The sequence below is a fragment of the Arthrobacter sp. E70 genome (assembly GCF_058266945.1).
On record NZ_JBYQFR010000001.1, the window covers coordinates 236,715 to 256,860 of the forward strand.

Consider the following 20,146-nt stretch of genomic DNA (forward strand, 5'->3'; position numbering starts at 1 on the left):
GCGGACGGGCGGGCGGTTACCGGAACACCACGGTGCTGGTCTGGTCCAGAAGCACCCGGTGCTGGCAGTGCCAGCGGACGGCGCGGGAGAGCGCCAGTGCCTCGGCGTCCTGGCCCACAGTGGAGAGCTGGGCGGGGCCGTAGGTGTGGTCCACGCGGATGACTTCCTGCTCGATGATCGGACCCTCATCCAGGTCCGCGGTGACGTAGTGGGCGGTGGCGCCCACCAGCTTGACGCCGCGGTCGTAGGCCTGGTGGTAGGGACGAGCTCCCTTGAACCCTGGCAGGAACGAGTGGTGGATGTTGATGGCACGTCCTTCCAACGCCCGGCAGAGATCGTCCGAGAGCACCTGCATGTAACGGGCCAGGACAACCAGGTCCGCGCTGTACTCCTCCACCAGTTCCAGGAGCCGGCGCTCCGCGTCGGCCTTGGTATCTGGAGTGACGGGGACGTAGATGAACGGCAGGCCGGCTGCCTCAGCCATCGCCCGGTGGGTCTCGTGGTTGGACACCACCGCGACCAGCTCGCCGCCGAGGGTGCCGCCGCGCCAGCGGAAGATGAGGTCGTTGAGGCAGTGGCCGAACTTGGAGACCATGACCAGGACGCGCTGCTGGGTCTGGTCGTGGAAGCTGAACTTCATGTCGAACCGGCTGGCGATGGACGCGAATTCTTCTTCCAGCATGCCCGGGGTGTAGTTGGGGGAACCGGAGAACGCGGTGCGCAGGTGCAGGGTTTCGCGGAGGCTGTCGTCGAACTGCTGGTGTTCATCGATGTTGAAGCCACGTTCGAAGAGGAACGTGGTCACGGCCTGCATGATGCCTGCCTGCTCCTTGCAGGACAGGGTCAGCACGAACTTCTGGGCCTGCTCTTCCTTGAGCGCCGGCAGGGTGGTGGTTGCTGAAGCTGCTTCGATGAGGGTCATGTCCCTCCTCCTTCTAGATATATTCGAAAGCACCGAACTGATATATTAGATTGGGTGCCAGCGTATACTGGTCCATAGGCGAGGTCAATAGTTTTTTCTGGTTTGCGAAGAAGGGGCTCAGCATGGCATTCGAAACTCTGGCAGTAGCGGACGAGGCCGGCAGGAAATCGCTGGCCGATGTTGCCTACGAAAGCATCCGTGACTGGCTGCTGACGCTGGAAATCAAGCCCGGTGAGCTGCTGAACGATGAGCTCCTCGCGAAAAACCTGGGCGTGGGGCGCACGCCGGTTCGGGAAGCGTTGAAGCGCCTGGAGCTGGACCGGCTGGTGAAGACTTACCCGCGGCGGGGGACGTTTGCCACGCGTGTTGACGTCACAGACCTTTCCTTCATCTCAGAGATCAGGGCGCAGCTGGAGCCCCTCGCTGCCGCCCGCGCAGCCCGGGTGGCGTCCCCGGCGGTCCGGGCGGAACTGCGCGCCATCCTGGAGAAGGTTGAGGCGTTCGATGTGGCGGCCGCAACGGTGACCGAGACGCTGCAGCTGGACGCCCGCGTGCATCAGGGCATTTACGCCGCGGCGGCCAACCCCCACCTGGAGGACATCCTGATCCGCTACGACAACCTCGCCACGCGGATCTGGTGCATGGTCATCGACCGGCTGCCGGACCTGTCCCACCACGTGCGCGAACACCTCGACCTGCTTCGCGCCGTCATCGATGGGGACGAGGAGCGGTCCGCGGAGCTGGCCAAGGCCCACGTGAGCGGATTCGAGCACGCAGTGCGCGGGGCGCTCTTCAACGCCTAGGCTGCGGCCGCTTTCCCATCTGCTGTTGACACTGAGTGTGACCTGGCCCATACTCGAAAGCCACATTGATATATCAATCAAATATCAGTGCTGGGATTGAGCGGCGATGGCGCCGGCGAACGGAGAGATCAGTGGATTCACAGGCAACCCTTGATGCCCCGCGTGCTGCCAGCGACCTTGGAGAGGTCAGCACAGGTGGCCGCAACGCGAAGAAGGCCCTCGGTCTGCGGGCCGACTGGGGCCGTCTCCCAGGCCACACCGTCGAGGTGTGGCTGCTGGGGGAGCATGTGGCCAGCGGGGTAGTGGACCAGGCGACGGAGGACGATTCCGTGCTCTGGATAGCGGCCGAGGGCATCAGCACCCGGCGCGTCTTCGACAAGTCGTCCGGCTACCAGATCTGGGTATAACCCGTGCCTTAGCCGGCAACGCAGGGGCTTCCTAGCGAAGTCCGTGGGTGTGGGCCAGCGCTATGGCTTCGGTCCGCGAAGCCACGCCCAGCTTCCTGAACACATTCCTTACGTGGAACTTGACCGTGTTCTCGCTGATGTTCAGCGCGGCGGCTATGCTCCGGTTGCGCTGGCCACTGGCGAGCAGCTGGAGCACCTCAAGTTCCCGGGCCGCGAGGTTCCAACCCGAGACGTCCACTGGAGAAGCAGGCGGATCCAGGGGCAGCGTGACGGAAATGTCCGCACCCCACCCCGGCATGAGGTCGACTTCCATGCGGCCATCCAGTGCCTGCACCCTTCGCTTCAGCCGTTCCATGTTCGGGGCGTCCGCCGAGAGCCCGCCCCGCCCGTCATCCCGGACGTTGATCAGCAGGTTCTCGCCGTCGCAGTCCCACTGCGTGCGCACCCGCCGGACCTCCGGCTGCTCCATCATGGCCAGCAGCAGCCCGCGCACAATGGCGCGCGCCGCGATGGCCACTTCCCCGGGCAGCGCCCTGCCGTTCAAGGGGGGCTCGATGAACTGCACGTCGATTCCGCTGAACCGCGTCAGCGGACGCAGGTCCTCGCGCAGCCGCTCGAAAGCGGTGGCCACCGGTTCCTTCACCAGTTCTGCTGTCTGGTCGTTGTGCGTGCGAAGCTCCACCAGCGCCTTGGCGGCCGCGTCACTGACGGTGGCCCGCGCTGCTGCGTCATCCAGGGAGCCGGACCGTGCTGCCGCCAGGATGGTTTCAAGGGTTGTCGAATGCAGGTCCACCAGCTCGCTGGTGACCCTAATCCTTTCGGCGGACGCTGCCCGAGATTCCAGCAGGTAGGACGGCGGCGCATCCTTCACCTTCTCCTGGATGCGGCGTGCTGCCATGTCCCAGAGAAATGACACGAGCGCCAGGTCCATGAGCTCCACGTCCACGGCATGCCGGCGTCCGCTGGCTGTCCCGGAGTAGGTAATGACCAGAAGGGCATTGCTGGGCGCGTACTTCAGGGCGAAGGCCTGCCGTTGCGTGCCTGCGATCTGTGCCGTTCCCGTCCAGGGCTCGTCGCCGGCCACCAGGCCGCGCAGCTGCTGGAGTTCGCCGATCGATACCCGGGCCACCACCTCTTCGTCGCCGGCCTTCTTCTGCGGGCGCCCGGTGCACTCCTCGGTAAAGATCACCAGCGCATCGCCCCCGGTATAGGGGAGGACGGCTTCGCGCAGCCGTTCGGCAATGGCGGAGAGCGGCGCATCCGCGATCCGGGCCACGGCGCGGAGCAGGGGCCAGGGGAGGGCGGGCCCGGGGAACTCTTGAACCAGCCGAACGGACGGGGTGCTCTCAGTCATGCCGAACAGGATACGCGACGGTTCACCACCTTACCTACCCGAATGGGTGGTTGAAAACCATCCCGAATTGGCGTTTCACCTACCCGCCCGTTTCGGGACGATGGATGCCAGGAACACGAACAAGGAGGAGACATGGACTCAACCGTTCTAACCGCTCCCGGCGTGGAAGCAACCGGCGAAGCCATCACGGGCAATATCTCCCTGGTATTGGGGGAGATCGCGGGCACCGCGGCCAACATCAGCCCTGACAGGCTGCGCCAGGCCGCCGCAATGCTTGAGAACGCCGACCGCGTCTTCGTGGCCGGGGCGGGCCGAAGCGGCCTGGTTTTGAGGATGGCCGCGATGCGGCTGATGCACCTGGGCCTTGTGGTCCACGTGGCCGGAGACACCACCACGCCTGCCATCCGGAAGGGCGACCTTCTGCTCGTGGCGTCGGGGTCCGGCGGCACCGCGGGGGTCGTGAAGGCTGCCGAGACCGCCGCAAAGGCGGAGGCAAGGATTGTTGCCTTTACCGCCAACCCCGGCTCCGTGCTTGCGGGCCTGGCTGACGCCGTCGTGGTGCTCCCGGCCCAGCAAAAGACCGACCACGGCTCCGGCGTCTCCCGCCAGTACTCCGGGAGCCTGTTCGAGCAGGTGCTCTTCGTGGCAACGGAAGCGGTGTTCCAGACACTGTGGGACAACGCCGACATCCCGGCCGAGCAGTTGTGGCTGCGCCACGCCAACCTCGAATAGGCCTTTCCATCAATTTCCCGTCCTTCGGACAAACCCAAAAGAAAGAAGAACCATGAAACTCCAGGTAGCCATCGACCTCCTCACCGTTGAGGACGCCCTCGAGCTGGCCGGCAAGGTGGCCGAATACGTCGACATCATCGAACTGGGCACCCCGCTGATCAAGGCCGAGGGGCTCTCAGCCATTACCGCAGTCAAGGAAGCCCACCCGGACAAGCTGGTCTTCGCCGACATGAAGACCATGGACGCCGGCGAACTCGAAGCCGACATCGCGTTCAAGGCCGGAGCCGACCTGGTCACCGTGCTCGGATCCGCGGATGACTCCACGATCGCAGGTGCCGTCAAGGCCGCAAAGGCGCACAGCAAGGGCATCGTCGTGGACCTGATCGGCGTTGCCGACAAGGCCGCCCGCGCCAAGGAAGTCCGCGCCCTGGGTGCCAAGTTCGTGGAGATGCACGCAGGCCTGGACGAGCAGGCAAAGCCGGGCTTCGACCTGAACGGACTCCTCCGCGCGGGCGAAGAATCGCAGGTGCCCTTCTCCGTGGCAGGCGGCGTGAACGTCAGCACCATCGCAGCAGTCCAGGCTGCAGGAGCTGATGTTGCCGTGGCCGGCGGCGCCATCTACGGGGCTTCCGATCCTGCATTGGCAGCCAAGGAACTCCAGGCGGCCATCAACTGATCCCCATACCCTCCTCGCAACGGGACGGCGGCTCCACCTCCACTGGTGGGGCCGCTGTTGCGCGTTCCGCGTACTCAAGCCATAGGCTGCAGCCGCAGCAGGAAGGTCGCCATGATCGTTAATCTGCCCGATACCACCACGTCGAAGGTCTCCAAGGAACTGATGGCCCTGCGCGAGCAGGGCGGTGTGATCGCCCTGGGCCGGGTCCTGACCCTGGTCGTGGTCACGAAGTCGGGGCTGGAGGAAGAAGCGATCGAGGCCGCGAACGACGCCTCCCGCGAACACCCCTGCCGGATCATCGTCCTCGCCGACGCCGGGAAGGACCACGCGGACCGGCTCGACGCCCAGATCCGGGTCGGCGGGGACGCCGGCGCGTCGGAGGTGATCGTGCTGCGCGGCTACGGCCAGCTCGCGTACGAATCCGAATCCCTCGTCGCTGCCCTGCTGCTCCCGGACGCACCCATCGTGGCCTGGTGGCCGCACGGCGCCCCGCAGAACGCCTGCGAAACCTCCATCGGCGCGATCGCGCACCGCCGGATCACCGACTCCGCGAATGAACCCGACCCCCAGGCCGCGCTCGAACGCATCCACCGGACCTACAAAGCCGGGGACACCGACCTCGCCTGGACACGCCTGACCAACTGGCGCATCCAACTGGCCGCCGCACTGGACCAGGTGGACGCGTCCTCCGTGCTCTCCGCCGAGGTCGAAGGGGCCGCTGATTCGCCCAGTCCGCTGCTCATGGCCGCATGGCTTGGCGCCGCCCTGGATGTTCCCGTTGCCAGTGTGGAGGGCCCCGGCGGCACCGGCCTTCGCTCCGTCCGGCTCATCCTGCGTGAGGGCGAAATCCGGCTTGTCCGCCCGGGGTTGGCGGTCACGGAACTGAGCCTGCCCGGGCAGAGGGCCCAGCGAATCTCACTTCCCCGCCCCAGCCTGCGCGACTGCCTCGCCGAAGAACTCGGCCGCCTCGACCCGGACCCGGTGTTCGGGGAGGTGCTCGCCGCCGTCGGACGCGCATGCAAAGGGACGCCGGCGGCAGCGTCCCCGGCATCTGTTGCCCCCCACCCGCTGCAGGAATGCCTCGCCGCGGTTTAGGCGGGGCCCTTAACGGCTTTGGCCCCCGGCAAACGCGCCGGGGGCCAAAGTTTTGCCTGAAAGTTCCGCTACCGTGCGGCGGCCTTCTCCAGGTCCGGGCCTGCGCCCGGGCAGGGCGCCCCCTCGGGGCATCCTTCTGCGCACTCGTGCTTTGTCACGAGGTCAAACTGGACCCCGCGGTGCTGCTCAACTCCCGTGCGGATGGCCCGCTCCACCACTGAATCCGCCAGCCGGCGGCGCAAGGACAGCGGATCGCGCCGAAGGTCCTTGGCAAGGGCGAAGCAGAGCAGGAGCATGACGATGACGAATGGCAGGGCTGCCACGATGGTGATCCGTTGCAGGCCGGACAGGGCCTCGGAGGGCTCGTCGCCGCCCGCGAGGAGCATGACGGCGGCCACGGCGCCGGTGAGGGCACCCCAGAAGATGACCAGGGCCCGCCTGGGGTCCGAGCTGCCGTTGGAGCTCAGCGACGCCATGATCAGGGAAGCGGAGTCGGCGCCGGTGATGAAGAAGATTGCCACCAGCACCATGGCCAGGACGATCACGGCCGCAATCATCCACCCGGGCAGGGGGAGGTTCTTCACCAGGTTGAACAGGGCGCCGTCGAAATCGATGGTGGCCTTGCCGTCGGTGACGGTCATCAGGCCCGGTGTGCCCGCCTTGTCCGCTTCCTGCTGGATGTGGAAGGCCGTACCGCCGAAGATGCCGAACCAGATCACGCTGACGATGCTCGGGACCAGCAGGACGCCGGTGACGAACTGCCGGATGGTCCGGCCGCGGCTGATCCGGGCGATGAACATGCCCACGAAGGGCGTCCATGAAATCCACCAGGCCCAGTAGAAGATGGTCCAGCCCGACATCCAGGTGCGCAGCGCTTCGTCACCCACGGCTTCCGTACGCGAGGACATCTCCGCCAGGTCCCTCAGGTAGTCGCCCACCGCGGAGGGGATGAGGTTGAGGATGAAGAGGGTGGGCCCTGCCACGAAGACGATGATGGCCAGGACGACGGCGAGGACCATGTTGACGTTGGAAAGCCACTGGATTCCGCGGCTGATGCCGGACACCGCGGACGCGATGAAGCATGCTGTCAGGATTGCAACGATGCCCACCAGGACCGGGGTGCCGATCTCGCCTGTCCAGCCGTTGGAGGTGAAGCCGCTGCCGATCTGCAGGGCACCCAGGCCCAGGGAGGCGGCGGTGCCGAAGAGCGTGGCGAAAATGGCCAAAATATTGATGACCTTGCCCACCGGCCCCTCAACCGTCCTGATTCCGAACAACGACGTGAAGGCGGCCGAGATCAGCTGCCTGCGGCCCAGCCGGTAGGTGCCGTATGCCATGGCGATGCCTACGACGGCGTACATGGCCCAGGGGTGCAGGGTCCAGTGGAAGATGGACGTGGCCATGGCGGTTTGGATGGCTGCGGGGGTGCGGCCGTCGACGGTTCCCGGCGGGGGAGAGACGAAGTGGTACAGCGGCTCGGCCACGCCGTAGAACATCAGGCCGATGCCCATTCCGGCGGCGAACATCATGGCGATCCATGAAACCGTGCGGAATTCGGGCTTTTCGCCGTCCTTGCCCAGCGGAATGTTGCCAAATTTGCCCAGCGCCAGCCACAGGACGAAGACGACGAACAGCGAGGCGAGGACCATGAAGAGCCAGCCGGTGTATTCCATCACCCAGTCCAGGGCGTCCTTGGAAGTGGTGGCCAGGCCGTCCTTGTCGGCGAACCCCCACACCACGAAGGCGAGGGCGATGACACCCGTGATGCCGAATGTTGCTTTGTCGAGCGTCAGTTTCCGGTTGCGGCGCTGGGTAAGGGCCTGTTCCCTGTTACTCAGCCGCAGTTCCTCCAGGATCTGCTCGTGTTCGTTGACGGCGGGAAGGGCCGCCGTCGCTTCGCCTTGATCGATGTCCAGCGGCTCGGGGGGAACGCCGTCTGACGGCGGCACCTTGGGCTTCGGGGAGGTCAGTTCACTATTGATGGCCATGAAAGCGGGTCCTTTGGCTAGTCCATGGGCTTGCGTTTAATGCTGGGCTTCCGGCGGCGCAATCCGGGGATGAATTGCTGAGAGGCCGTGGCGCCAGCGGGGCAGGGTCGTGAGCCCTATGGGGGAGGTGTTCCGCAAAGATCAACAGAGTTCGCGCTAAGCAACAAGAGTGCTGTACGTCACTTTGAAAGTCAAGGGCGTCATACGGTCAGAATCTCTTGACACCCCTCAGGTGGTCCAGCACGCTGTTGCATATTGCGCTCTGTGTTGCGCAAAGAGAGATTTCGAAGGGAAACTATGCAGACGCTTGCGATCGTGGGAGCCTCCCTGGCCGGTCTTTCGGCCGCCAGGGCCGCCCGCGCCCAGGGCTTCGGCGGACGGCTGGTCATCATCGGCGATGAACAGCACCGTCCGTACGACAGGCCCCCTTTGTCCAAAGACTTCCTCCTCGGCACCATCACCGCGGAGGACCTGTTCCTGGAAACACCTGACGACGCCCTCGATGCCGAATGGATCCTCGGCGTCAGCGCGGTGGGCCTGGATGCTGCCAGCCACACCATCACGCTCTCGGACGGGCGGACCCTGGCCGCCGACGGCATCGTTATTGCCACAGGTGCCCGCTCCCGCAAACTGCCGGCCCTCGAAGGGCTGGACAACGTCTCCTACCTGCGGACCATCGCCGACGCCGAAGGCCTGGCGCCAAAACTTGTCGCAGGGAACAGGATGGTCATCATCGGTGCCGGATTCATCGGCGCCGAGGCTGCCTCGGTGGCTGCCACGCGCGGCATGGACGTCACCATGGTCGACTACGCCCGGGTTCCGTTCGCCCCGCAACTGGGCGAGGACATGGGTGCCACGGTGGCAAAGCTCCACACCGCCAGGAAAGTCAACCTGATCTGCGGTGCGGACATCGAATCCTTCGCCATTAAGGACGGCAATGTCACGGCCCTGCGGCTCGCCGACGGGCGCAACCTCCCGGCCGACGTCGTCCTTGTTGGGATCGGTGCCCAGCCCAACGTCGAGTGGCTGGAGGGCTCCGGCGTCGAACTGCGCAACGGCGTGCTGTGCGACGCCATGGGGCGCACCACAGCGCCCGGCATCGTCGCTGTCGGAGATTGCGCGAACTGGTTCGAACTCACCCTGGGTGAGCACCGCCGGGTAGAGCATTGGACAGGCGCACTGGAGCGCCCCGCCGTTGCGGTCCAGGCTTTGCTCGACGCCGACGCTCCGCAGTTGCCGGTCAAGCCGCCCTACTTCTGGTCCGACCAGCATGGCGTGAAGATCCAGTTCGCAGGCCATTCCGCAGGGCACGACAGGCTGGTCATCGAAGCCGGCGACCCGGAGGAACACAACTTCCTGGCGGTTTACTACAAAGGTGAAACCCCCGTCGCGGTCCTCGGCATGAACCAGCCCCGCCTGTTCACCAAATGGCGCCGCAGCCTCGCGGCCCCGGCCGCGAAGCCTGCACCGGTGCTGGCCGCCGCTTCCTGATACCGCTTCGGCGGTTCATGCATTTTTTCGAATACCAGACGTCCCCATGCACTGGCGCATGGGGTTTTTGAGGAGGAATTTTTTGTCTGTTGAAGTGAGTGTGCCGAGTTTGATCCCCACGCTGCCGGGATCGACGTACGTGGACGAGGGGTTGTTCCGGGCGGAGCAGGAGCGGATTTTCGAGCAGATGTGGTTCTGCGCCATCCGTTCCTCGGACCTGGACAAGGCCGGGGCCTGGCGGACCGTCCAGGTCGGCCGCGAAAGCGTCCTGATCAGCCGCACCCGCAAGGGCCAGATCCGCGGCTTCTACAACATCTGCCGCCACCGCGGCGTGAAGCTCTGCATGGAAGAACAGGGCGAAGCCGCCCGCTCGTTCCAGTGCCCGTACCACGCGTGGACCTACGACTTCGAGGGCAAGCTCATCGCGGCGCCGAACCTGACCAAGATGCCCGACATCGACCGTGACGAGTATGGCCTGGCCAAGGTCCACGTCCGCGAGTACCTGGGCTACGTATGGGTGTGCCTGGCCGAGGAGCCGCCGTCGTTCGAAGAGGACGTCATGGGTGCCATCGAGGAGCGCCTCGGTGACCTCAAAGCCATCGAGGGCTACGATGTGGCCAACCTGAGCCTGGGCCGGCGGATCAAGTATGACGTGAAGGCCAACTGGAAGCTCATCATCGAGAACTTCATGGAGTGCTACCACTGCGCCACCATCCACCCGGAACTGACCGAGGTCCTGCCTGAGTTCGCCGACGGCCTGGCGGCACAGTACTTCGTGGGCCACGGTGCCGAGTTTGGCGAGGACATCAAGGGCTTCACCGTGGACGGGTCCGAGGGCCTGGACATCATCCCCGGCGTGGGCGAGGACCAGGACCGCCGCTATTACGCCATCACCATCAAGCCCACCGTGTTCGTGAACCTGGTCCCTGACCACGTGATCATCCACCGCATGTTCCCGCTGGCGGCGGACCACACCATCGTCGAGTGCGACTGGCTGTACCTGCCGTCTGTCGTCGAAAGCGGCAAGGACGTGTCTGCCTCGGTTGAGCTGTTCCACCGCGTCAACATGCAGGACTTCGACGCCTGCGAACGCTGCCAGCCAGGAATGGCCTCGAAGACCTACGCCAAGGGTGGTGTGCTGGTCCCCAGCGAGCACCACATCGGGGCGTTCCACGACTGGGTACAGGAGAAGGTGGGCGACGCGCCGTTGTCCGGCGATGTCCGGCTGGGCATCACGGCCGACACCCCGCCGCTGGAGGAGCGGGCCGTCACCGTCGAGCGCAATGAGCCTGCAGTGGCCGCAGCGAACTGAAGTACTGGTTAACGCAGATGACCCCCGGGCCCGGCCCGGGGGTTATCTGCATTATTACCTGACGGTGTAGCCCATGTTGGCGCTGACCTTGAGCCCCGCTTCCTTCAGTGATTCGAGCAGGCCCGGAATCTTTTCCGGGTCGAAACGGAATGCGGGCCCGGAGATGCTGACCGAACCGATCACGGTGCCCTGGTGGTTGTAGACGGGCACGGCCACGGCGTTCAGGCCGATCTCGAACTCCTCACGCACCACGGCGTATCCCTTGGCCGCCACGTCGAGCAGCTGGGCGTCCAGTTCCTTCCGGCTGGTGATGGTGCGGGAGGTTCGGGGCGCCAGCCCGGTCTCCTTCAGGATGCGGTCGCGTTCGTCGGCCTCCAGCGCAGCCAAGAGGACCTTTCCGCTGGACGTGGCGTGCAGCGGTGTCAGGCTTCCCACCCAGTCGTAGGTGGCAAGCGTGGAGGGTCCCATCGCCTGGTCCACGTTCACGGCGTAGTTGGAGCGCAGGACGGCCAGGTTGACGGTTTCCTTGAACTCCTCGGCCAGGCTTTCCAGTACGGGCCGGGCTTCGTGGACCAGGCTGAGCCGGCCGGGAATGGAACTGGCCAGGCGCAGGATGCCGAATCCCAGCTGGTACTTGCCGCGCTCGCTGTTCTGGTGGACCATCTCCCGGCTCACCAGGGACCCCATCAGCCTTGAGACGGTGGATTTGTGGATCCCCATCTCCTCGGCAATTTCGCTGACGCCGGCGTGCCCCTCCCTTGCCAGGATTTCCAGGACGGTGAGGGCGCGCTCCACGGACTGCACGCCCCCGGACTGGCCGCCTTCGCTGTCGGTATCGGATTCCGGTTCATTTTTAGGAGCCATACTTCCTGATCCTATGCCGGGAACTGTGACGGCGGTGACATTGCGTTAACCCGGTTGACTTTTCAAGCGGCCGGAACCGTTTGCTAACTGCCGCGGTAGGTGGAGTACGCAAAGGGGCTCAACAGCAGCGGCACGTGGTAGTGCTCGGGGCCGGTGACCTCGAAGACCAGGTCCACTTCCGGGAAGAATGTCCGGGTCTGGAGGCCGGCGTAGTAGCTGCCGGTGGCGAAGTTCAGTTTGTAGTGGCCTGGTTCCAGCCGCTCCGGACCCAGGTCCTTCGCGCGTCCGTCCGAGTCCGTGGTGGACGCCGCCAGCTCACGCCAGGTGCCGCCGTCGTTTGCTGAAAGCACGACGGCGACACCCGCCGCCGGGCGCCCGGCACCGGTGTCGAGGATATGGGTGGTGACGTGTGAAACGCTCATTCGCTGATCAGTCCTTCGAGCCGCAGTACGGCAATCTCACGCAGCTGCTGGGCCACGATGGTGTCTTCGTCTTCGGGGGAATTGGAGAGGCGGGTATCCAGGGCCTGCAGGATCTCCGGCGCGGTGCGGCCGGCGGCGCGGATCAAAAAGACCCGGCCGAACTTTTCCTCGTACTCCCGGTTGCCCCGGGCCAGGGCGTCGGCCGCCGCGGCATCTGCCGGGTCCACCCCGGCCTGCTCGGAACGGGACATGGACGCCTCGGTGCTTGCCGCCGTCGGACGCTCCCCAATGCGGGGATGGTGTGCCATGGCGGCTTCCACCTCGGCGGGCGTGAAGGGACTGGCGGCGTTGGCCGCGAACTCCAGGAGTTCGTTCCGGTTCGCGAAAGGCCGTGCCTCTGCCACGGCATCCACCCACCTGGTGACATCAATGCATGGGCGCAGGGTGGCCCGGGCCGCGGCGGGATCTGCCGCGTTGAATTCGGCAAGCTGCATGCTGGCTCATTCCTCGGTCTGCTGGCATCCATGGTGACGGCTATGCGGAGGCCGGAAGAGTCGGCGCCTGACCTGACAAAACATCGGCAGGCTTCCGCATCATGGAACTGTTATTTCAGCATACGTAATATTCAAGAGCAGGGCTTTGGTCCGTGTCAAGAGCGTACAGCAGGCGGCCGGCCCCGGCTGGTCCCGGCCGGCGACCTGACACAGAGGCACCGACCGTTCACCGCCCCGAATATCTTGTGGGAATCTTTGCACCTGCTTGCCGGGACGTTGAGGAACTGCGGGGACACTCGAAAGGAAGCAAACGGCTTCCAGGCAGGGCTCGACGACGACCGCACCGGAAGCTGCACGGCTTGCGGAAGGCAGGGAAGCCGATGGAACAACTCAAGAGGACTGGAGTGGAGAGAGCCAGGGCGCTGCTTCGCCTCTATTTCCATTCGCGGAAGGTCCGGGCAGCGGCCAGGGATCTGGAGCACGCGCTTGCGGAATCGCGCGAGTTGTCCAGTTGGCCCGGCGACAGGCTCCCGGTAGGGGAGGAAATGTCACGGCAGGTGGAGAAGCTCACCCGCCGGCTCAAGCTGGAGACCGAGGCGCACCACAGGCTTGAGGATCTTTTCCACACTGCTGCCGGAAGGCGTTCCGTGCCGGCGGTTTAAGTGCCACACTTAGGTGCAATCGATTGGCTGGGGGATACCAGGTCAGGAGATTGCAGTGGGTTCTTTGGCGGGTTGGGCGTACCTTTTGGCGGGGCTGATGACCATGGACGCGCTGCTCCTTGCGCTGTGGGCCATGGAAGTTGACTGGGGCAAGTACTGGCGCCGGAAGTGAGCCCTGTCCTCCTGCTGCTGGATCAGCCGAGTTCTTCGGCGAGTTCGACGATGATGCCCTCCGGGCCGCGGACGTAGCAGAGCTTGTAGATGTCCCCATAGTGTTCAAGGGTGCCAACCAGCTCACCGCCGTGCGCTTTCAGCCTGGTGACGGTGTCCTCGATGTCGTCCACGGCGAAGCAGAGGTGGCGCAGGCCCGGGACGTTGGCGGGGGCCTGCGGGTCGCCGTCGGGGGTTGGGGGCGTGTGGAAGCTGCTGAGCTCAAGCCGGGACCGGCCGTCCGGAGTCTCCAGCATGGCGATCTCGGACCGGACCCCGTCGACGCCAATGATGCGGTCCACCCAGGCGCCCTCCACTTCTCCGCTGCCCACCGGCGAGAGGCCGAGCTCTACGAAGAAGGCTGTTGCGGCAGCCATGTCAGTCACCACGATGCCCACGTGGTCCATGCGTTGGATCGCCATGGGTCCGATGCTAGCCCAGGCCAAGCCGTTACTGGAGGTCCAGCCGCATCAGAACGCGGGGAAAGCCATTCAAGACGGACTCGGTGTCCGCGGCCTTGGTGAAGCCTGCGTCCTCGAAGAGCTTGCGGGTGCCCACGTAGGCCATGGTGAGGTCCACCTTGCTGCCCCGGTTGTCCACGGGGTAACCCTCGATGACGGGAGCCCCGTAGGAGCGGGCAAACTCGACGGCACCTGACAGCAGGTGGTGTGAGATCCCCTTTCCGCGGTGGCCCGGGCGGACCCGCAGGCACCACACGGACCAGGCATCCTGCCCGTCCACATGGGGGATCCTGCGGTTCCGGGCGAAACTGGTGTCCGCCCGCGGGTGGACCGCTGCCCACCCGACGACTTCGCCGCCGTCGTACGCCAAAACCCCGGGCGGGGGATCCTGCGCAACCAGCTGCCTGACCAGGTCCCCGCGCTCCGCGCCGCGCAGGGACACGTTCAGCCTGGACGGGATCCGGTAGCTCAGGCACCAGCAGACGGTGGCGTCGGGACGCTTCGGGCCCACCATCGTGGCAACGTCCTCGAAGGCCGTTGCCGGCCGCACCTCAATCGCCATGGTGCACTCAGTCCCCTGGGATCCGGCCGATGCTCCAGGCGGCAACCCTGCGGACATCAACCCTGGTCGCCTGCAGGGGGACCCTGACGCCGCCCGAGAGCAGGACAGGGGCCAGGAAATGGATGTACGGTGGCTGGTCCCCGGCACGGGTACCGGTTTCATGGGCCCCGGATTCCCATGAGTCGAGGACCCCGGCGATGGCCCAACTGCCAATCCGAACCTGGTCATTCTGCCGCTGGGTCCACGCTTGCTCCGACACCACGGATCCTGAGATGACGGCACCGTCAACCACCACTGTGAGCTCCACTGTGGCGTCCGGGCCGGTGCCGAAGACAGAGGTCAACAGCAGCAGGAGGCGCGGGTCCGTCCCGTCTTCCCACGTTTCGTCATCCATGGCCGTCCTTTCCCTGGCGGGCTGGAGCTGAATGCTGATCAACCCAGTTTCCACCCTTTTGGCCCACGGTGTGCCTCACTACACTGGGACGCATGACCCAGCCGGAACCGGGCAGGACCGCTGCGGATCCCGAAACTGCCGGCACCTTGCCACGTACCCCTGCCGAGCGCTACCGCACCTTCACCGGCATCCTGGTCAACACCGCCCTGGCGAATATCACCACCAGCTACCTGTGGTTCGCGCTGACTTTCTGGCTTTACCTGGAGACGCGCAACGTGATCGCCACCGGGGTGGTGGGCGGCGCGTACATGCTGCTGATTGCCCTCTCCAGCGTCAGTTTCGGCACGTTCGTGGACCGGTGCCGCAAGCTGTCCGTGATGCGCTTCGCTGCCGGCTTCAGCCTGGTGATGTTCGCGCTGTCCGGGGTTCTGTTCCTGCTGACGCCTGCGGCGTCCCTGCTGGACCTGGGGCGTCCGTGGTTCTGGATCTTCACCATGGTCATCCTTGTCGGTGCCGTCGTGGAAAACCTGCGCAACATCGCTTTATCCACTACCGTCACCATCCTCATCGAGCCGGACCGCCGCGCGAACGCCAACGGGCTGGTGGGGATGGTGCAGGGGCTGATGTTCATCGTGACCTCCCTGCTCTCCGGACTGTCAGTCGGGCTGCTGGGAATGGGGTGGACCATCGTCGTCGCATTGGTGCTCACCGCGCTCGCCGCCGCGCACCTGCTCACCCTCCGCATGCCGGAGGAAGTGCGCGTGGCGGCAACGGACGCCCACGGCGGATTCGATCTTCGGGGATCGTTTGCGGCCGTACTGGCCATTTCCGGGCTGTTCGCGCTGATCCTGTTTTCGACGTTCAACAACTTCATCGGCGGCGTCTACATGGCGCTGATGGATCCGTACGGGCTGGAAATGTTTTCCGTGGAAATGTGGGGCGCCGTCTTTGCCTTTGGAGCCACCGGGTTCATCATTGGCGGTGCCCTGATCGGCAAATTCGGGCTTGGCGCCAACCCCTTGCGCACCCTGCTGATTGCGGTGGTGGCCATGGGGATCCTCGGCGCGGTCTTTACACTGCGGGAGTGGGCGTGGCTCTACATCCTCGGGATCTGGCTGTACCTGGTGCTGGTTCCGTTCGTGGAGGCGGCCGAGCAAACCGTGATCCAGCGGGTTGTGCCGCTGCCCCAGCAGGGCCGTGTGTTCGGCTTCGCCATGGCATTCGAGTCTGCCGCGGCACCCGTCACGGCGTTCCTCATCGCGCCGATCGCCCAGTTCTGGATCATCCCCTACGCGCGGTCTGCCGAGGGAGCAGCGTTCCTGGCGCCGCTGCTGGGTGAGGGCACCTCCCGCGGAATCGCCCTGGTGTTCCTGGTAGCCGGCATCATCATGATCGCTGCCGCCCTGCTGGCCTTTCTGACCCCGGTGTACCGCCGGGTGTCCGCTTCGTATGCGGAGTCGCCGGCAGAAGCGCGGGCGGCCGGTTAAACGCCGGGTGCCCCGGTTCACACGCGAACCGGGGCACCAGGGAAGATACAGGTGGCTAGACTCCCAGGGCTTCCTTCAGGGCGGCGACGTGGCCGTCGGCCTGGACCTGGTACTGGGCCAGGGTGACGTTGCCTTCGGGGTCCACCACAACCGTGGAGCGGACGATCCCTTCGTGGATTTCGCCGTTGACCAGCTTTTCGCCCCAGGCGCCGTAGGCCAGGGCCACCGCGTGCTCGGGGTCGGAGAGCAGCGGGAAGGTCAGGGAGAAGTCGCCCGTGAAGCCGGCCAGGGCCTCGGGGGCGTCGGGGGAGATGCCGACAACTTCGTAGCCCTTGCCCTGCAGCGAGGCCAGGCTGTCGCGGAAGTCGCAGGCCTCGGTGGTGCACCCGGGGGTGGCGGCCTTCGGGTAGAAGTACACGATGACGTTCTTGCCGCGGTAATCGGCCAAGGAGGTTTCCCGGCCCTGGGCGTCCCGGAGGGTGAACTCAGGAGCCGGGGTGCCGGGCTGGAGTTTGGTGGTCAGGGTGGGGCTCATGGCGTTCCTTTGAAAGACTCGGTCAGTGATGGCCAAACATCTAGTGAAGCGGGTTGCCGCTGAGAGATACAACTCGCGCGTCATATGCAGTATTCCGCCGGACCCCGGACCACCGCGTGGGGCCCGGGGACAAACTGGTAGCCGCCGCCGCGCACGGTGGCCACCGCGTGGCGGGCGTTGCCCAGCTTCCGCCTGATCCTGCCGACGTAGACGTCGATGGCACGGGCGGTGGCGCCGGGGAAGTCCAGCGACTCCAGGAACTGCTGCAGTTCCTCGCGTGCAACGGTACGGGACAGGTGGGTCACCAGGTAGCGGAGCACCTTGTATTCGACGCCGGTCAGGGGCACCGGCTGGCCGTCGAGCAGGACCATCTCGGCGGCCAGGTCCACGGCCATGGTGCTGACCGGGCCGGCCGACGGCGGCAGGTGGGTGCCGCCGTCGGCATCAGTTGCGCCGGGGTCCGCTGCGGTGGAAGAAACGCGAGAGGAGTCGGCTGCGGCTCCTTCCGTGGCAGAGGACCCGGACGTGGGGGCTCCGGCGGCAGGCCAGTGGACTTCCGCCTCCGGAGCAGTTTCGAGGGCCCTCGCAAGGACCATGCGGGCGGCGTGGCGCAGGACCTCGGGGCTGGTTCCTTCGGCCGGAACCACCCACAGTGCCAGGCCCCGTGCGGCTGCCCGCTTGGCGAGCACAGGACTCCCGTGCACGCCCCCGGGGTGATGGGCTTCCACGGCCATGGCGCGTCCTATACGCCGCCGCGGCGGATCAGCTTGCCCGTGGGGGTCTGGCCGTCCACTACGGCGCCGCGCAGGAAAGTCTTGCGGACCACGCCCGAGAGGGTCCTGCCGTCGTACGGGGTGATGGGGTTCTTGTGCTTGAGCTTGGAAACATCCACCACGAAGGCCTCGTCGGGGGCGAAGACCGCGAAATCGGCGTCGTAGCCCAGGGCCAGCTGTCCCTTGTTGGTGAGCCGGGCCAGGTTGGCCGGCTTTTCCGCCATCCAGGACACCACCTGCTCCAGCGGGATCCCACGCTGCCGTGCCTCGCTCCAGATCAGGGACAGGCCCAGCTGCAGCGAGGAAACGCCGCCCCAGGCCACGGCAAAGTCGCCGTTCTCCAGGTCCTTCAGGTCCAGCGTGGAGGGGGAATGGTCCGAGACGATGCAGTCGATGGTGCCGTCCAGCAGGCCCTGCCACAGCAGTTCCCGGTTGGAAGCCTCGCGGATAGGCGGGCAGCACTTGTAGGCGGTGGCGCCGTCAGGAATTTCCTCGGCCATCAGGGTCAGGTAGTGCGGGCAGGTCTCCACGGTGAGCTTGACGCCGTCGCGCTTTGCCGAGGCGATCATGGGCAGGGCGTCCGACGACGACAGGTGCAGGATGTGCGCCCGCGCGCCCGTCCAGCGGGCCCGTTCGATGACCTCCGCGATCGCCTTGTTCTCGGCGCCGCGGGGGCGGGAGGCCAGGAACGTGGAGTAGTGGTCGCCACCCGGGTGCGGTGCGCGGTCAATGGCGTGCGAGTCCTCGGCATGGACGATCATGAGCGAGTCGAAGGACTTCAGCTCGGCCATGTCCTCTTCCATCTCGTCCGCGTCCAGGTGCGGGAACTCGTCCACGCCGGAGTGCAGCAGGAAGCACTTGAAACCAAAGACGCCCTCGTCGTGCAGCGGGCGCAGGTCGGCCTTGTTGCCGGGGATGGCGCCGCCCCAGAACCCGACGTCGATGAACGCCTGGTCCTCGGCCACCTCGCGCTTGAGCTTCAGGTTCTCCACCGTGGTGGTGGGCGGGACGGAGTTCAGCGGCATGTCGATGATGGTGGTGACGCCGCCGGCTGCCGCGGCACGGGTGGCGGAGGCAAAGCCCTCCCACTCGGTGCGGCCGGGCTCGTTGACGTGGACGTGGGTGTCCACTAGTCCGGGGAGCAGGGTCTCGTCGTCGGCCAGTTCGATCACTTCGGTGCCGGCCAGGCCGTTGCCGAGCGGCTCGATGGCGACGATCCTGCCGTTGCGGACGCCCACTTCCCGCGGGGCGATGCCGGCGGTGGTCAGGATGCGCCGGCCCCGGATGACGAGGTCAAAACGTTCTTCAGACACGGAGGTCCTCCTTGGTGCTTGGGGTGCGGGACAGCCTGTTGGCTGCCAACCTCCCGCTGATCTGGGTGCCGAGCTGTTCCAGAAGCTGTCCGGCCTCTGCTATGCATCTGTTTACATCGCTTTCGAGTTCGGTCAAAGCGTAGACGTCCTCGAATCCGGCGGCCGCAGCCTGGCCTTGCCCGAGGGTGCTCCGGCCGCACACGGCGACCACCGGGACGCCCTGCGCGGCGGCTGCACGTGCAACGCCCATGGGGGTCTTGCCCAGCAGGCTTTGCTCGTCCAGGCTGCCTTCGCCAGTGATCACCAGGTCGGCGCCGGCAAGGCGTTCGGCGAGCCCGGTGAACTCAAGGACGACGTCGATGCCCGGCCGCCGCGTTGCGGCCAGGACGGCGATCGCCGCGTACCCCACGCCGCCGGCTGCCCCGGCTGCGGGGGCCTCGGCGGCCTTGACGGCGCGGAATCCGATTTCCCTGGCCAGGACTTCGACAAACCTGGCCAGGGCGGCGTCGAGCATGCCGACGTCTTGTGGTGTGGCACCCTTTTGCGGGCCGAAAACCGCCGCGGCGCCCTGGGCGCCCAGCAGGGGGTTGTCGACGTCGGATGCCAGCACGAAGCGGGTGTCCACCAGGCGGGGTTCAAAGCCGGTGAAATCGATGCTGTGCAGGTTCGCGAGCGCCGCTCCGCCGGGTGGCAGTTCGTTGTTCCGGGCGTCCAGGAACCTGGCGCCGAGTCCTTGCAGGAGCCCGGCCCCGCCGTCGGTGTTTGCACTGCCTCCGACGCCGAGCACGATCCGCCGGCAGCCCGCATCGAGCGCGGCCCGGATGAGTTGGCCCGTGCCCAGGCTCGTGGCGGTAGTGGCTGCAGCGCGGTCAGGCCGGCCGCCTTTCCGGACGCCCGGCACCAGCGCCAGCCCGGACGCCGTGGCCATCTCGATGACGGCTTCGTGGCCGCGGACGGCGAATTCGGCGTCGACGGGCTCCCCGGTGGGGCCGCTCACCGTTGCCGTGCGGCGGGTGAAGCCGGAGCCGACGGCGGCGTCGAGGGTGCCCTCGCCGCCGTCGGCCACCGGAATCCGGACGACGTCCAGGTTTCCGCCAACGCCCCGCTGCAGGCCCTTTTCCAGGTGGCTGCACACCTCCGGGGCGGACAACGATCCCTTGAACTTGTCCGGGGCAATCACGATCCGCAT

Annotated in this window: 22 protein-coding genes; 9 read left to right on the plus strand and 13 right to left on the minus strand. The window is 66.1% G+C overall.

Going from position 1 to position 20,146, the window contains the following annotated elements; genetic code table 11:
• Positions 1 to 16: 16 nt before the first annotated feature.
• Positions 17 to 922: a formyltetrahydrofolate deformylase gene (gene purU / locus AC3IMC_RS01085; RefSeq protein ID WP_490916579.1), complete on the minus strand. Its 906-nt coding sequence runs from the start codon at positions 920 to 922 to the stop codon at positions 17 to 19.
• Positions 923 to 1,044: 122 nt separating this feature from the next.
• Between purU and AC3IMC_RS01090 the strand changes: the two genes are divergently transcribed.
• Both AC3IMC_RS01090 and AC3IMC_RS01095 read left to right on the plus strand, forming a co-directional pair.
• Complete coding sequence (locus AC3IMC_RS01090) at positions 1,045 to 1,725, plus strand: GntR family transcriptional regulator (protein WP_490916580.1); 681 nt, start codon at positions 1,045 to 1,047, stop codon at positions 1,723 to 1,725.
• A gap of 131 nt (positions 1,726 to 1,856) precedes the next feature.
• Positions 1,857 to 2,132 (plus strand): hypothetical protein, encoded by a 276-nt coding sequence (locus AC3IMC_RS01095; protein WP_490916581.1) that lies wholly within the window; start codon positions 1,857 to 1,859, stop codon positions 2,130 to 2,132.
• A gap of 31 nt (positions 2,133 to 2,163) precedes the next feature.
• Here AC3IMC_RS01095 and AC3IMC_RS01100 read toward each other — a convergent pair whose 3' ends face one another.
• Complete coding sequence (locus AC3IMC_RS01100) at positions 2,164 to 3,486, minus strand: helix-turn-helix transcriptional regulator (RefSeq protein ID WP_490916582.1); 1,323 nt, start codon at positions 3,484 to 3,486, stop codon at positions 2,164 to 2,166.
• A 132-nt stretch (positions 3,487 to 3,618) separates the two neighbouring features.
• Here AC3IMC_RS01100 and hxlB point away from each other — a divergent pair, with 132 nt between their 5' ends.
• The 3 genes from hxlB to AC3IMC_RS01115 all read left to right on the plus strand — a co-directional run bounded on the left by hxlB (position 3,619) and on the right by AC3IMC_RS01115 (position 5,989).
• The gene (hxlB, locus tag AC3IMC_RS01105) at positions 3,619 to 4,218 is read left to right on the plus strand and encodes a 6-phospho-3-hexuloisomerase (protein ID WP_490916583.1); all 600 of its coding nucleotides are present in this window, start codon (positions 3,619 to 3,621) and stop codon (positions 4,216 to 4,218) included.
• A 52-nt stretch (positions 4,219 to 4,270) separates the two neighbouring features.
• Complete coding sequence (gene hxlA, locus AC3IMC_RS01110) at positions 4,271 to 4,894, plus strand: 3-hexulose-6-phosphate synthase (protein WP_490916584.1); 624 nt, start codon at positions 4,271 to 4,273, stop codon at positions 4,892 to 4,894.
• A 111-nt stretch (positions 4,895 to 5,005) separates the two neighbouring features.
• Positions 5,006 to 5,989, plus strand: a complete 984-nt coding sequence (locus AC3IMC_RS01115; protein ID WP_490916585.1) for a glucose-6-phosphate dehydrogenase assembly protein OpcA — start codon at positions 5,006 to 5,008, stop codon at positions 5,987 to 5,989.
• Between the two features lie 68 nt (positions 5,990 to 6,057).
• Here AC3IMC_RS01115 and AC3IMC_RS01120 read toward each other — a convergent pair whose 3' ends face one another.
• Positions 6,058 to 7,977, minus strand: coding sequence for a BCCT family transporter (locus AC3IMC_RS01120; RefSeq protein ID WP_490916586.1), 1,920 nt, complete (start codon positions 7,975 to 7,977; stop codon positions 6,058 to 6,060).
• A gap of 297 nt (positions 7,978 to 8,274) precedes the next feature.
• Here AC3IMC_RS01120 and AC3IMC_RS01125 point away from each other — a divergent pair, with 297 nt between their 5' ends.
• Complete coding sequence (locus tag AC3IMC_RS01125; protein WP_490916587.1) at positions 8,275 to 9,468, plus strand: NAD(P)/FAD-dependent oxidoreductase; 1,194 nt, start codon at positions 8,275 to 8,277, stop codon at positions 9,466 to 9,468.
• 58 nt (positions 9,469 to 9,526) lie between these two features.
• The gene (locus AC3IMC_RS01130; RefSeq protein ID WP_490916588.1) at positions 9,527 to 10,780 is read left to right on the plus strand and encodes an aromatic ring-hydroxylating oxygenase subunit alpha; all 1,254 of its coding nucleotides are present in this window, start codon (positions 9,527 to 9,529) and stop codon (positions 10,778 to 10,780) included.
• A gap of 54 nt (positions 10,781 to 10,834) precedes the next feature.
• Here the strand turns inward: AC3IMC_RS01130 and AC3IMC_RS01135 are convergent, their stop codons facing one another.
• The 3 genes from AC3IMC_RS01135 to uraD form a co-directional block, all read right to left on the minus strand.
• On the minus strand, positions 10,835 to 11,644 hold the full coding sequence (locus AC3IMC_RS01135) for an IclR family transcriptional regulator (protein WP_490916589.1): 810 nt from the start codon (positions 11,642 to 11,644) through the stop codon (positions 10,835 to 10,837).
• Positions 11,645 to 11,727: 83 nt separating this feature from the next.
• Positions 11,728 to 12,066 (minus strand): hydroxyisourate hydrolase, encoded by a 339-nt coding sequence (uraH, locus tag AC3IMC_RS01140; RefSeq protein WP_490916590.1) that lies wholly within the window; start codon positions 12,064 to 12,066, stop codon positions 11,728 to 11,730.
• A complete protein-coding gene (gene uraD / locus AC3IMC_RS01145) occupies positions 12,063 to 12,560 on the minus strand; it encodes a 2-oxo-4-hydroxy-4-carboxy-5-ureidoimidazoline decarboxylase (RefSeq protein WP_490916591.1) in 498 nt (165 codons plus the stop codon). Before uraD ends, uraH begins: the two co-directional genes overlap by 4 nt.
• Before the next feature lie 404 nt (positions 12,561 to 12,964).
• On the opposite strand from uraD, the gene AC3IMC_RS01150 reads away from it, so the two are divergent.
• Complete coding sequence (locus AC3IMC_RS01150) at positions 12,965 to 13,222, plus strand: hypothetical protein (protein WP_490916592.1); 258 nt, start codon at positions 12,965 to 12,967, stop codon at positions 13,220 to 13,222.
• A 194-nt stretch (positions 13,223 to 13,416) separates the two neighbouring features.
• On the opposite strand, the gene AC3IMC_RS01155 is transcribed toward AC3IMC_RS01150, so the two are convergent.
• The 3 genes from AC3IMC_RS01155 to AC3IMC_RS01165 are packed head-to-tail and all read right to left on the minus strand — an operon-like array spanning position 13,417 to position 14,849.
• Positions 13,417 to 13,854, minus strand: a complete 438-nt coding sequence (locus AC3IMC_RS01155) for a VOC family protein (RefSeq protein ID WP_490916593.1) — start codon at positions 13,852 to 13,854, stop codon at positions 13,417 to 13,419.
• A 28-nt stretch (positions 13,855 to 13,882) separates the two neighbouring features.
• On the minus strand, positions 13,883 to 14,455 hold the full coding sequence (locus AC3IMC_RS01160; RefSeq protein ID WP_490916594.1) for a GNAT family N-acetyltransferase: 573 nt from the start codon (positions 14,453 to 14,455) through the stop codon (positions 13,883 to 13,885).
• Positions 14,456 to 14,462: 7 nt separating this feature from the next.
• Complete coding sequence (locus tag AC3IMC_RS01165; protein ID WP_490916595.1) at positions 14,463 to 14,849, minus strand: hypothetical protein; 387 nt, start codon at positions 14,847 to 14,849, stop codon at positions 14,463 to 14,465.
• Positions 14,850 to 14,941: 92 nt separating this feature from the next.
• Here AC3IMC_RS01165 and AC3IMC_RS01170 point away from each other — a divergent pair, with 92 nt between their 5' ends.
• Positions 14,942 to 16,336: an MFS transporter gene (locus tag AC3IMC_RS01170; protein ID WP_490916596.1), complete on the plus strand. Its 1,395-nt coding sequence runs from the start codon at positions 14,942 to 14,944 to the stop codon at positions 16,334 to 16,336.
• A 55-nt stretch (positions 16,337 to 16,391) separates the two neighbouring features.
• Here AC3IMC_RS01170 and bcp read toward each other — a convergent pair whose 3' ends face one another.
• The 4 genes from bcp to AC3IMC_RS01190 all read right to left on the minus strand — a co-directional run bounded on the left by bcp (position 16,392) and on the right by AC3IMC_RS01190 (position 20,146).
• The gene (bcp, locus tag AC3IMC_RS01175) at positions 16,392 to 16,871 is read right to left on the minus strand and encodes a thioredoxin-dependent thiol peroxidase (RefSeq protein ID WP_490916597.1); all 480 of its coding nucleotides are present in this window, start codon (positions 16,869 to 16,871) and stop codon (positions 16,392 to 16,394) included.
• Positions 16,872 to 16,951: 80 nt separating this feature from the next.
• Positions 16,952 to 17,605, minus strand: a complete 654-nt coding sequence (locus tag AC3IMC_RS01180) for a winged helix-turn-helix domain-containing protein (RefSeq protein WP_490916598.1) — start codon at positions 17,603 to 17,605, stop codon at positions 16,952 to 16,954.
• A gap of 8 nt (positions 17,606 to 17,613) precedes the next feature.
• A complete protein-coding gene (gene allB, locus AC3IMC_RS01185) occupies positions 17,614 to 18,957 on the minus strand; it encodes an allantoinase AllB (RefSeq protein WP_490916599.1) in 1,344 nt (447 codons plus the stop codon).
• Complete coding sequence (locus AC3IMC_RS01190) at positions 18,950 to 20,146, minus strand: glycerate kinase (RefSeq protein ID WP_490916600.1); 1,197 nt, start codon at positions 20,144 to 20,146, stop codon at positions 18,950 to 18,952. The genes allB and AC3IMC_RS01190 overlap by 8 nt, the downstream gene beginning before the upstream one ends.